The 12,660-nt window shown below is 54.6% G+C and carries 8 protein-coding genes and 1 pseudogene; 1 reads left to right on the top strand and 8 read right to left on the bottom strand.

Features of this window, described 5'->3' with window-relative positions; all coding sequences use genetic code 11:
* Nucleotides 1-44: 44 nt before the first annotated feature.
* Nucleotides 45-1,322, top strand: a complete 1,278-nt coding sequence (locus H7A86_RS07810) for an MFS transporter (RefSeq protein WP_119132291.1) — start codon at nt 45-47, stop codon at nt 1,320-1,322.
* A gap of 100 nt (nt 1,323-1,422) precedes the next feature.
* Here the strand turns inward: H7A86_RS07810 and H7A86_RS07805 are convergent, their stop codons facing one another.
* From H7A86_RS07805 to H7A86_RS20960, 8 genes and pseudogenes are all read right to left on the bottom strand, one after another.
* Nucleotides 1,423-2,007: a hypothetical protein gene (locus tag H7A86_RS07805; protein ID WP_232099290.1), complete on the bottom strand. Its 585-nt coding sequence runs from the start codon at nt 2,005-2,007 to the stop codon at nt 1,423-1,425.
* A gap of 116 nt (nt 2,008-2,123) precedes the next feature.
* On the bottom strand, nt 2,124-2,648 hold the full coding sequence (locus H7A86_RS07800; protein ID WP_119132292.1) for a hypothetical protein: 525 nt from the start codon (nt 2,646-2,648) through the stop codon (nt 2,124-2,126).
* A 43-nt stretch (nt 2,649-2,691) separates the two neighbouring features.
* Entirely contained in the window at nt 2,692-3,330 is a 639-nt protein-coding gene (locus tag H7A86_RS07795) for a cupin domain-containing protein (RefSeq protein WP_180708074.1), read from the bottom strand.
* 66 nt (nt 3,331-3,396) lie between these two features.
* Nucleotides 3,397-4,179 (bottom strand): hypothetical protein, encoded by a 783-nt coding sequence (locus H7A86_RS07790; protein ID WP_232099289.1) that lies wholly within the window; start codon nt 4,177-4,179, stop codon nt 3,397-3,399.
* A 106-nt stretch (nt 4,180-4,285) separates the two neighbouring features.
* Nucleotides 4,286-6,502, bottom strand: a complete 2,217-nt coding sequence (locus H7A86_RS07780; RefSeq protein WP_119132293.1) for a peptidase domain-containing ABC transporter — start codon at nt 6,500-6,502, stop codon at nt 4,286-4,288.
* Nucleotides 6,499-7,797, bottom strand: coding sequence for an HlyD family secretion protein (locus H7A86_RS07775; protein ID WP_119132294.1), 1,299 nt, complete (start codon nt 7,795-7,797; stop codon nt 6,499-6,501). Before H7A86_RS07775 ends, H7A86_RS07780 begins: the two co-directional genes overlap by 4 nt.
* A 234-nt stretch (nt 7,798-8,031) precedes the next feature.
* A complete protein-coding gene (locus tag H7A86_RS07770) occupies nt 8,032-11,847 on the bottom strand; it encodes a zeta toxin family protein (protein ID WP_119132295.1) in 3,816 nt (1,271 codons plus the stop codon).
* Between the two features lie 503 nt (nt 11,848-12,350).
* Nucleotides 12,351-12,563: pseudogene (locus tag H7A86_RS20960) on the bottom strand (hypothetical protein); the annotation flags it as partial.
* Nucleotides 12,564-12,660: the final 97 nt, after the last annotated feature.

Genomic DNA, 12,660 nt, shown 5'->3' with positions numbered 1-12,660 from the left:
TTGATACGAATGGACGAACCGAAGCGACAAGGCAGTTGCAACCTATGCACGAAGTGACATCAAGGTCGACCAAGGCCTGGACTGGATTTTTGTTCCTGGGCTTCGGTTCTGGTTTGCCCTATCCGCTGATCGGCAGCACCTTAGGCTATTGGCTCAGCGAAAAGTCGCTTTCGATTGCAGTCATCGGTGCCTTGGCTTGGACCGCACTTCCCTACTCCCTCAAATTCCTATGGGCCCGCCATCTCGACCAACGTCGTGCGCCGGCCGTTGGAAGCACCATGTCGCACCGTCAAGGCTGGGTTGTCTTGTCTTCGATCATGGTCGCCATCTCTCTCCTAGGCCTTGTCTTGAGCGTTGTCGCTGGCAGCCTTCCGCTGATTGCACTGAGCTGCATCGCAGCAGCCTTTGGCGGTGCGACCCTGGATGCCTCAGTCGATGCGTTCCGGATCGAACAAGAGGCAGTGCACCAGCAGCCAGCAAAGCTCCTCACTGCCTACCAATTTGGCTACCGCGTTGCTCTGCTGCTGAGTGATGGTCTGGTGTTCTTGGTCGCAGCGCGGTTGTCCTGGCAAGTTGCTTATGCACTTCTGCTTCCCCTGATGTTGGTGCCCATCTGCGGAACGCTCTTTCTGCGATCTGCCCCCGATAGCGTCCTCACCCCAGGTCGCACGAGTGCGGAGAAGCACGGGGCTCCGCTGATATCCCTTCGACCCTCCACGCTCCAAGGATGGATCGCGGTGGTCGTCTTCATCGGCTGCTATCGCCTACCGGACATTCTTCTGGGTCCCATGATCAATCCGTTCTTCTATGCCCTTGGCATTGGAAAGAATGTGGTCGGATCCCTCCATATCTGGCTTGGTATCCCAGCAGCCTTCCTCGGAATTTTGGCTGCAGGCACAAGCTTGAAGCGCATATCCTTGAGCACGACCATCCTTGTTGGCGCAGCTCTCCAAGCACTTGCACTCCTCGGTCTTGCATTGCTTTCGTCAAACGAGCAGTCCGTTGAGCTGCTTTGGGCTAGCGTTATTCTTCAAAACCTTGCCAGTAGCTATACCGGCATCGCGTTGGTTGCTTACATGTCAAAGCTAGTCACACTCGGGCGCGCAGGAGAGCACTACGCTTGGCTAACAAGCTTCTACTCGATCTTCGGGAGGGTGCTTGCCGGCTTTTCAGGCCTTGCAGTGGCTTATCTCACCACGCGATATGGACAAAGCCAGGGCTATGGCACTTTCTTCATTGGCATCTGCCTGACGTGCATGCCTGCCCTCCTCGTCTACTCGCTCATCATTCGGAGCAACTTGAAGGAGCGACCCGAGCCGTAAGCGCCATCACGCTATTGCCTTGCAATGACCTTGGGCTGTTTACGAGAACATGTAATGCGTGAGCTCAGTCGTTATGCACAGGCCGGTGCAAAAATGAACACTATTTGCTTGACGTTTGAGTGACAGCATCCAAACCATCAGTCAGCCTCGTCGAAACCGTCAGCCCAGAAGCACAAGGCGAGGTCACGTCCGTCGTCGAGACATAGATTTTATACGGCCCTTTCGTCAATGTCGCTGGTTGGGTCCAAGCTGCATTTTTTATCACGGCCCGAGGCTCACGTATGCCTTCCACAAAAGCATATTTTTTAACGATATCACTATATCTTTCGCAGCCTCGGGCTTTTTTGTCAGTAGAAATTACAGCTAGAGCAGCTACTGTCCAAGCCTGAGAACTTTCATCACTGCGATGAACGCCGAAGCTCAACGCTGTTACCTGGGACTTCTGATCATTCAATGAAACTCGATAGTGACGACGAAGGGGCTCGTCTCTGACAATCTCGGTTTTGCCGGCTCTAATTAATTTGTTGGCCTGAGACTCTTCAACAATAACGCCGCTACTGAATAGCGACACCAGTTCGTCAAGCACTTTTTCTGAACCATAGGCGTCACCACAGAATGTGGTCGATACTAAAATAGAAAAGGCCACGATAGTTGATGACCATACAATAATCTTATAAAATTTCACTCCAGCCCTCATTGCATTTAAAGCGCTTCAAGTGTTGTCTTGAAGCCTGCCCAGGTGTCGGCCCAGATTAGCGCTAACCAATTAGATGCCTAATTGGCTAGCACCAGCGGACCTCATCAGTTTCGACTTCTCGTGAGACCAAGCAAGCACTCGCCCTTCGAACTCGCCTTTACATACACCGACGTTTCACCAAGATTGGTTTTATAGAAGACATCCTTACTAACGTCGGCGATTGGCTCATGGGGATTTGGGGGCAAGACATATGGAGTGAGCGCAAATTTTTGCTTGATCTTAGACACTTCATAACAGCGCCCGGGAGCTAGCTCCATATACATAAAATTCACTCCTTTATCGAGCTCAGGCGGGACCCTGAACTCAATAAAAGAGATCCCATACTGATCCCGCGTCTTGAACGCATTTGAGCGAAAAGCAATATTCAAAGATCGACTTGAACTCACCTGATGGAAATCACGGAGTCCAATTTCGCGGAAAACTTCATAGTTTACCGGCTTACCCGGATCATAGATTTTACCAACTATTTCATCCATGGCGAGCCCTGAAATTCCATCTTCCGCAATGGCGCTTGTGCAGAAGACAGCCATCAGCAATGTAACCGCAAGACCTTTGTGCACGCCCAACATTACTGGCCTCTCAAATAAGCACGCAATTCAATTTCAACCTGATCTACAGGCGATAAATATCTAAAGCAACCGACAACAAGGAAGAGTCACCTTTGACCAAAGCATAAAGAGTCCCCTGGTCAACCCTGTGCAGCGCACCGATTTGAGCCAGTGAAACTACTTCACCATCGATCTCGGCAATTGCCTCTCCCTTTTTCGGAAGTCCTGATTTGTTTTTTGAATACGTCATGAGGCGCGTTTTACCATTAGTGACCCAGGCTCCCACGTATTTGTCGTCTGAGTGATCGTGTGATGGCGATACGAGAATTGAATCGACCAATACGCCCTTTGACAGCGCACCATCTTTAGCTGCAAGAGAATTACCCTTATCAATCTTCTCGGGACGAGGATCTATATCACCAATAATCCCTGGCTTCGCCTGAATTTTCAGGTTGGTGGACAGGTAGTAGGTATCACCAGAATAATAGTCAACAAATTGAGCACACGTGCCTTTGATCGCATGAACTCGGACATTGTCAACCTTACTTACCTTGGCTAGGGGGACTACCAAATTCGCACTCCCGCCCTCCACATAGAAATTGTCTTTAAGCTGAGACTTTTCTGAACATAGAGCCCTAGCAGCACTCTCTCGCTGGTCATTTGAGCGGGCCTGCCCGACCGTTAGGCCGGCGAGCGTAAGCACGCAAATCGAATTTAAGGCAACCCTAACTATGGACATCGAAAGCACCTTTTTAACGCGAATGTAAAATCAAGGGGTTGGAACAATGATAGTCGGAGTTACCTCACTATATCCACCAACAACCTTTGTATCACTGGGACCAAGCACGCCTATGCTGAGATAATTTGCAACGCCCCTAACAATATCATTGGCAAATTTCTCACTTTGATTAAACTCAGCATTGGTAAAACCATCTTGATAGAGGTTCTGGTAAAGGGTTCGAGCAGCTGCTGCGTTATGTGCCAGCTCATGCATCACCAAGAAATTCGCCCCTCCCATTAGATCGGAATACCCCTTGATGGTGTCAATGTTTATTGATATCTGTGGGTCGCCGTTGTTATAGTCGGACTGCCCAGTCGCAAACCCATTACTATAGCTGGTGCCCGCTTCGTTTACCTTATAGTCTGCATTGAGCATCAGACTCTTGATTTCAGACATCTGCACGGTTGAACCATCGCTCATTTGCATATAAGCGTTATCAGGAAGCGAGCTGATAGAGTCTTTAACAAAGTAGATTGCATCGTCAAATTTAACCAGAGCGGCAGACTCTTCCGCTGTCAACGCACGGGTGAAGTTGAGATCGTATTCCGGCGCTGTTGGCGGAGGAGTGCCGCCCCCACCTGGAGGACTGATCGGTCCTGGCTGCTCAACTGGCGGTGAAGGGGGAATAGTCGGAGGCGGACTCGGAGGTGGACTCGTGGGCGGGTTCACCACAATTGGTGGCATCTCAGTGGGCGGCTCACTTGGATCGACGTCCGCAGCGGCTGCCGCACCTGCCACTAGTAACAGCTCTTCGTTTGTCAATTCTCTCATTACAGCGCTCCATCCTGTGAGTAGATTTTTTTCCTGATCGTTTTTTCTATTGAATGTTCCATATCTCTTTTTCCTTTTAACTTATTTTGATAAGCGTTGTAACTCCTCATTGTTGACTGGACTTCTCAGCCGTTTCCCCGGCCTCGTCCTGTTCAAATTTGCTGGGCTGCTCTTTGATCAAAGGCCTTAGGATCCCGCCCACAAAGAGATAGTGCATATCGCACATCCGAGAGATGTTCTTGTCGTGCGTCACGATGACTGTGGTCGCGCCAATGCTCCTGATGTTCTTCATCAGCTGTATGCCCATCTGCTCATCAACCCCAGTTGTTGGCTCATCCATCAACAACAACTTGGTGCGCCTGTAAAAGGCTCTGGCCAAGAAGATCCGTTGTTTTTGACCGCCTGACAGCGTATTTCCCAAGTCGCCAACTCTGGTGTTGAAGCCCATTGGCATGCGCTGAATATCGTCGTGGATGCATGCCAATTTCGCAGCCTGCACGAGGCGTTCTTGATCAATGTGCTCATCGAACATGGAGATGTTTTCCGACAGCGTTCCCGACAACAGATTGTCTCCCTGCATGACGATGCTGACCTTGCTCCGGTAGCTCGACTTACCGACCTTGCGCAGATCCTCTCCATTGACTAAGAAGTCCCCGACTTGAAGATCTTCAAGCCCCGCCAGAACGCGGATAAGTGTGGTCTTACCCACGCCTGAGTTCCCGACAATCGCAATCACTTGGCCTGCCGGGGCCCTGAGCTGCAAGGCGCTCATGATCCACTTGTCGGTGGATGAGTAGCGGAAGTAGCCGTTAGCAATGGCAATAGCGGGCGCAGCATCCTCCAGCGCGCCGTTACCATGCAAAAACGACTCAGGCTCGCTGTGGGTGATGTCTGAAATGCGTTCTGTGTGCAAACGAAGCAGCCGGAGCTGCATCAAGTAGTCGGCCAAGTTGATGCTGCGTTGGCTGAACTGGGTCGCGTAGATCAAAAAGACCGTCAGCACCCCGAGTGTCATATCCCCACTGAGCACCAACCGGGTGCCTTCCCAGATCACAAAGATGCGGCACAGGCCTTGGATGAGGAGCTGGACAGAATCGAACCCGATGCGGATCCGCTCGGCCCCGATTGTCGCGTTGGTCGCTTTCGCGCTGTAGTTCGTAAAGCGCGACGCCCAGAGCGCTGACTTGTTGAACAGCTTGATGGGCTGGATGCTTCGGACCGTTTCGTAGAGCAAGCTTTGTCGGCGTGCATCAATGTTGATCTGATCGAGGTTGGCTTCTTTGAGCTTGGCGTAGTAGGCGTAGCGCGAACCCACATAGGCAATGGTAAAAGCCAACAAGGCGAAGGCAAGCGGCGCGTCGTAGCTCATCATGAGCAACAACATGAGGAAAGACATCACCCCATCAATGACCGCTTCCAGCATCTTCGTCGTGAGTGACTGCTGGATGGAGTAGATCGACTGGAAGCGGCTTGAAATATCCCCGGTATGCCGTTTCACAAAATACGACTGGGGTAGCGACACCAGGTGACGGAACAAGTTGCTGCTCCACCGCAAGCCGGTGGTGGAAGAGATCCACAGCAAGGTCCACTTCCTAGCAACGGTCAAGACGAGTTGGACCAAGAGCACGATCGAAAAGCCGATCGCCAATGTGGTGACCAGGCCATCGTCCTTCACGCTGAGCACCTGATCCATGGTCAGTCGCAGATACTGCGGCGCAATCAGCGCACAACCTTCCAAGAAGAGCGCCAAGATGCCAACAACCCAGAACGCGGGCACCAGGGACCGAAGCGAGCCTGCCAGATCGCGAAGCGATACCGATGGCACACTCTTGATCTTCTTGAAGGCCGGGCCTGGATGCGCTTCCAACGCAATGCCGCTAAAGAGTTCATCGAACTCATCGAGCTTGATCTTCTTAACGCCGGTTGCGGGATCGCTGATGTGCACGTGCCCGCCCCGCACAGCCGTCAGCACGACAAAGTGCCCGTGATGCAGGTGGACCATGCAAGGCAGCGACAGCTTAGGCAGTTCGTAAAGCTCCAAGCGAAGCGGGCGCGTTGTAAGCCCGTTGGCATCAGCGATTTCAATCAGCGAAGCGAGCGTTGCCCCACTGGTCGACACCGTAAAGCGGTTGCGAAGCTCCCCGAGGCTCGTTTCATGGCCGTAGTAGGAGAGCAGCATCGCAATGCAGGCCAGGCCGCACTCGCTCGACTCCGTCTGACGGATATGCGGCACACGGCGCTTCGAGGAGAACACCAGGCTTGGTTCAGCAGAGCGATCCGTCTCGGCAGCGCCATCGGCGGATGGTGTCAAGACGTCCTTCATCGCTTTTCACCCGTCAAGCGTGATCCCATGGTTTGGAAGGGGTCAAACATCCACTCCCAAATCTTGCGCCCCTCCAAGATCAATTCCGCATCCACTTCCATCCCCGGCAGGAAGGACTTCGCTTCTTGGGCGACTCCGATGGTTTGAGAAGGCAAGGCCACCTTGGCGGTGTAAACCGGCTCGGTGGGTGACTGGCGACCATAGCGGCGCTCCAACTCACCGAGCGGACTCGTTTGCGTCGACAGCGATGCGATGCGCCCCTGGATGGCGCCATATTTTGCTTTCGGGAATGCGGCGATGTTGAGCAGCACCTCGGTGCCGACATTCACATGTCCGATGGCCCTTGAAGGAATGAGGATTTCAGCTTCGAACACCGACTCGCTTGGGGTGATGGACGCGATGATCGAGTCGGTGCCAATGCGTTGACCTTGGGATGCGTAGATCGCTGCGACTGTGCCGCTCAAGGGCGAGGTGATGGTTTGCAGCCGGTCGGACTTGGCTCTGGCCACTTGATCTTCGATCGTGGATTTCTCGCGCTCGATTTCACTTGCTTGTCTGCTGGCCGTTGTCTTTATCTCGGTGATCTCACCCAGCAATGCGGCACGTTGATTGCGAAGTGTGGACTGCTGCGCGCGGGCATCCTGAATCTCCGCCTCTGCATCCAAGAGAGCATTTTCGTAGGTGAGGTAGGTGTATTTGGACACATACTTCTCAGCAAGCAGCGGCTCAATAGTCTTCAACAGTTCTTGGTTCTTGGCGTATTTCTTTTCCAAGATTGAGATCTTGCGAGCGACTTCCTGCATCGCACCGCTCGTTTCTTCGACTTGACGCGTCAGTTCCCGCTCGCGCTGGCCGGAAAAGTCATGCGCCTGCAATTGCTCCTTGGTCAGCTCTTCTGATCGGGTGAGAGCACGCTTGATCGTCTCATCGGACAGAGAGCGGCCCGCTTCATCGGTAATGTCGGCTGACAGCTCCGCGAGCACTTGGCCCTTCTTGACCAAGGCATTAGGCTTCAATGTCGTTGAAAGGATGAGGCCAGGCGTTCCACTGCGGATGTCCACTCGCCCATGCGTGGAAATGATCTGGCCCGACACGTGCTCCCGCTTGGAGTAGGACGCGGTCAGAACAAACGTGGCCAGAAAGAGGAAAAGCACACAGCCACAGCCGATCCAGATCCGGATGGACGAGGGAAACGCATCTTTTAGGTCGCCGAGTGTGGAAGTTGTCTCCGGCCCCTTTCGCTTGCGAAAGAGCGGTTGTTCTGCGTCATCCGTCTGACCTGACTCGCTATCCATAGCACCTACACTTCGAGATCTACTGCACACTTGCGTGAGTTGAGGCTACCCGCGCAGACATTAAAATTACATTTGCATTTTGTTGATCTGGCGTTGGCATTGGCGCCAAACCTAAGGTTGCAAGCCCCACACTATTGCTTTTTCAGCAACCAAGGTTTGCGTCAAGCGAAGGTGCGTTGCGCAAAGCGCAGCCGCACATTACGGAGTCGAAGCATGAACCCTACGCTCAATGCGTCAACCACCGCCCCCATCACCACCACCGCTTCCATCGCCGCCAGACATCGCCTGCTGCTGAGGGTGGGCAGCAAGCGTCATCACGGGGCCTGTTGGATTCTTGTCGATTTCTTCGCGCTCGCGCTGGAATTGCACCATCTCCTGCGCCCGCTGTTGATCCAATGCCTCTGTTTTCTGCAAGGTCTCATTGATGCCAGGCGATGGCGTGTTGAGCGAGGTTTCCGAGTGAAAGCCGGGCGTTTTGCCAAAAACAAAGGCGACATCATCTTGGATGATCACTTTGCGGAGTTCATCCGCGCGCTCAATCCCTGACTCTTTGACGGCATGCAGCACTTCGGTCGTCTTCTCATCGGAGGTGCCTTTCGGGAGCTGCGCCTGGATGGCGGAGAACAACGCGTAATCCCGATGATCAGAGGGAAACGCCTGCTGAGCGACATCTTGGAAGGGCCTCGCTTGCTCGAACCGATCCTCATCGTGTTCGTATGCGTTTGAGCGGGCGGTTGCACCACCAAAGCTAGGTAATGACGTATAGGAGGATGACGTGCGCTCAGGCAAAACGATCTGTGCCGGCACTTCGCTCTGAGTTGGATTTGCTGGCAACGAGGCCTGCATCGCCGCCTCTTGCTGCTCTGCCTGCAATGGAACAGCCGATGGCGCTTCGTTCCGTGGCGTGACTCCTTGCGCTTGCTGCTCGCTGCCCTGCTCCACCGGGTTATTTGCCGAGGCCGGTGCTGTGGGCTTCAATGCTTCCCGACGCGTGTGTTGTGCTTGGGACAACGCCGCATCCAGATCTTGCCCGGCAACGCCCGTCGCCGGCAAACCTTGGTCCTGCTGGAACTGCCTCACGGCATGTTCGGTCTCTGGACCGTAGTGCCCGTCTTGCGGCACGGCCTGACCATTGGGACCACGGGCATCCACTTGCTGCAAGCGATACTGCAAGAACTCGACCTCTTGTCCCCGGTCGCCCAGGCGCAACCCTTCCACCTCATCTGATGCTGACGGCGTTGGAACAGTTGCCTGGCTTGGGGTTTCCTCACGAGACGTTAGAGCTGATGAAGGCGATCCGACACTCGGCGCAGATGCGCTTGCAGAAGCTGGCGCCACTGCCTCTGCCTTCGGCTGGACTGCGCCGGCTGCCGAGGGTGCGGCAACCTCAGGTGTTCGGGTTTCTTGGGATTCGCGTTGTGGGACAGGTTCGGGCTTCGGTTCGGCAGGCTTGGCAACCTGGGACGGCTCTTCTCGCACTTGCGCATTGACGGGTGCAGGCATCACGACCGGGGCAGGCGTTGCCGTCTCCGCAACAACAGGCACCTCGGGTGTGCGTGCAACATATCGATCCCGCTGCGCATCAATAGCGGCCTGAGGCGCTTGGTTTTCGTCTACCCGCGCAGCGGTGACGGTCGTTGCGGCGAAGCTTGCGACCTGTTGCGCTTCTTGCGTCGAAACGCCTTGCCGATTGGCCTCCCGCAAGGCTTGATCGTAGGCATCGCGCTCTTGGGGCGATTGCGCGTCAATGCGCAGCTCTGGTGCACCCGTCGAAGGTGGTTGCTCCTGCCGAACTGATTGCAGCTGCCCAAGTGCCTGATGGATCTCATCAGTGCTGGTCGTTGCTGCAACACGCACTACACCATCGGCGCCACGGCTCAAATGCTGGATGGGGCTGTCCACCGAATATTGACCGGTCGCATCACGCTCCAACGCCAAAGAGCTGGTCGCGGCATCAATCCCGTTTGCCTCACGGGTTTTTTGCACCGCAAGCTGGATCGCGCCCGCAGTCTGGGCATTGGGCGCAACGCCATAGGCGGCATAGGTCGCTTCGGTATTGGCCTGGTCTTGCTGCTGTGGCGTTGGCGTTTGCCTTGTAGGCATCTGTGCCAACGCCTGCGCGTGCTGCTCTAAGGCTGGCTGCAGGCGTTCACGCGTTGCGTTGAGTTCTAACGGGACATTGCCTTCGGCAGCAACGCCGTCATGCCGCCACTGGCCTTGCGTATCGCGCTGATACTGCTTGCCGTCCGATGCTTGCAGTGAGTCGGGGTTTAAGGCGGCTTGCACGGCCGCTGGCACGGGGCCAAAGTCGTCCCAACCATTGCGCTGATAAGCAGCTTGATACGTCGCGGCAATCGCAGCTGGGCCACGGGCAATGTTGGCGTCCACCTCCTGAGCTGCTTGCTGGTTCAACGCGGCACTACGCTCAGGATTTGCCGGATCAACCGTCCAGACAGGTCGATCGTTCCGATCAACTTCGTCGGCGATCATCCGTGACCACTGGCCACTCGCCGGATCGTGTCGCCAATCCCGTGCGTAGAGATGCGCCGCATCTGCCTCACTGGATGGCTGCACATAAGGATTACTGGGTTGCACCTTGCCCAGCGCCTGCTCGGTCGCTTCGCTACTTGCGTGATAGTTCAGCTCGCGCGCTTTTTCAGGCAGCGCGAACATGCCCTGCTTCTGTGGGGTATCCGTGCCATCGTTTTGCAGGTCGGCTTTTTCTTGACGAAGCCACTGGCTGCCGTTGAACTCCCAGCTCACGCCCTGCTTGTCGGTCTGTGTATAGATCTGGCGGTTGTCCCAAAGCGTCACGGCCTTGTCGGCAGCAGCACTGAACAGATAACTATCGGCCACCACCAGCGCGACGGGTCCGGCACCACTTGTGCCAACCACAGCAGCTGCAGCGGCGCCCCCCGCCCAGCCGCCCGCACCTCGGGCAGCAAAGTGCAACGCTTCTGAGCGCGCAGCGGTGAGGTTGTCTTGCGCCAACAGCGTGCCAACACGCTCTCCAGTTTGCGACGCATCGTAGGCGGTCGCGGCAACACCCAAACCCGCAAGCCCTGCTGTCATCCCGGCGCGGCGCAAGCCTGGGATTTCAGGTTCCGGCACAGGCACGCGTGCAGGTGGAGCCCCTGGTCGCACAAGTTCATCGATGGTGGCAATGCCTTCCAGCCGGCTGTTCACGCCGTCACTGACGTGCAGCTCGGCGTGCTCAGCGAGCAATTTCGCTTGGAGAGCAGGATCGGATCTGGGGACTTCTTGCACGTGTTCCGGCAGATCACGGTGCCAATCGAATTGTTTTTGCCAAGCCTCTCGAAGATGCTCTGTGAAAGCCGGATCTCTAAGCCGCGCGTTGCGCGCTTCTTCCATCGCTTGGCCAGGCATGCGTGCATCGGTGCGGCTGTCGTAAAGCTCGGTGCCCTCTCGATTGAAGATGCGGATGGGCACGTTGTTGACTGCATGGATCGTGTCTAAACTACTCGGAATTCTGCTATAGATTGCATCACGCGCGCCCTCAGGCACATAACGACCATAGCCCTCCCTGTCGATATTCGCCGTAAATCGGCTGTCGACACCATGCTCGCTTTCTAGCTTAGGTGACGCAACGGCGCGGACCTCAACTTCATAACCATTGTCTTGAAGACCTTTAATGAGCGTCTTCGATGCCCATTCCCCATTTGCCAAGGTTGTATCGAAGATTATATTTTTCTTTGAAGAGGTAGCTTCCGCTAAAAGTTCATCGGCCCATTGACTTGCGTCGGAATGAGTCCGACTTGACCAAGAGAACGGATTTTCATGCCGAAACTCATCTATCCTTGGATGATATCTGCGAAGCTCGTCAGGATCGATCTTTATGGAATCACCATGCAAATCGCTGCTTGCCGCTCGCGCTAAACTGCCTTTACCAGCTCCAGGCTGGCCCGCCAGAATGATTGCCCTAGGACTTTCATAACTTGAGAGTCCCTCAAATTTCAGGTCAGCTAGAATTTGCTTCCTGAAAATATCTTCGTGCTGTCCCAGATCAAGCGGGTCTTGAATTCCGGTCATGACTGCCGATTTCCGCGTGCTTCAAAGTAGGCAAACATGTTGCTGCCTTTCCAGTTGTGACTGAACCCCGCAGGCCCAAGCTGCCTACGCTTTTTCTCGGCCGCCTCCAATTTTACCGGATCACCGTCCTCCTCAGCTTCCCTAAGCTCCCTGTTGACCTCACCCAAGATGGAATCCAAGCAATCTTCTAGGTTCCATATTGCAATTTCAAGAGGAGGAGTGACCAATGACGGACTATCCACCGACTCTTTGAGGGCCGATTTCAATCTATCCATATATTCAGGGTACTCCTGAAAAATTTTCTGCAACCCTTCGGGAACGGGAGGATATTCGTCAATCGAGCCAGATGAAGGAGAATTTTCCTGTGTCATTTGAACATCCTGATCGGTGCGCTGGCTTTGACCATTGGGATACTTCGAACTTGGGAAGCCAAAATAATCCATCAAGTTCTGCCCCTTCCATGCGCCCTTAGCGGCGCTGTGAAGCATAAGCAGATGCGTTGACCTCGCTAATGCGATTGCCTCTTGGTCAACTGTTTGCTCCGCAATGCGTACCTTTTCGCGTGACTCGTCAATGAAAGTATCGATACAGCCCTCGATCGCCCAGATCGCAAACTCCAACGGAGGGGTGATCGGCGATGGCTTATCGACCGACTCTTGGAGGGCGCTTTCCAGCCGCGCGATGTGATCGGGGTAATCCTTGAAGCTTTCGCGCAAGCCTTGTGGCACTGGCGGTCGTTTGCCGACCGAATCAGGGGAAGAATCGTTGGTCTGAGTCATGAGAGCATCCTGATTGAGGCCTTGCATTGGACGT

Source organism: Xanthomonas euroxanthea, from assembly GCF_903989455.1.
Taxonomy (GTDB): Bacteria; Pseudomonadota; Gammaproteobacteria; order Xanthomonadales; family Xanthomonadaceae; genus Xanthomonas; species Xanthomonas euroxanthea.
The sequence above is the reverse complement of the archived record's forward strand: the minus strand, read 5'-3'. Positions and strand labels throughout refer to the sequence as shown.

What these genes read in the sequence shown, in the direction of transcription:
- H7A86_RS07810 (WP_119132291.1), top strand. Translation starts at nt 45, where the DNA reads ATGCACGAAGTGACATCAAGGTCGACCAAGGCCTGGACTGGATTTTTG.
- H7A86_RS07800 (WP_119132292.1), bottom strand. Translation starts at nt 2,648, where the DNA reads ATGTTGGGCGTGCACAAAGGTCTTGCGGTTACATTGCTGATGGCTGTC.
- H7A86_RS07790 (WP_232099289.1), bottom strand. Translation starts at nt 4,179, where the DNA reads ATGAGAGAATTGACAAACGAAGAGCTGTTACTAGTGGCAGGTGCGGCA.
- H7A86_RS07780 (WP_119132293.1), bottom strand. Translation starts at nt 6,502, where the DNA reads ATGAAGGACGTCTTGACACCATCCGCCGATGGCGCTGCCGAGACGGAT.
- H7A86_RS07775 (WP_119132294.1), bottom strand. Translation starts at nt 7,797, where the DNA reads ATGGATAGCGAGTCAGGTCAGACGGATGACGCAGAACAACCGCTCTTT.
- H7A86_RS07770 (WP_119132295.1), bottom strand. Translation starts at nt 11,847, where the DNA reads ATGACCGGAATTCAAGACCCGCTTGATCTGGGACAGCACGAAGATATT.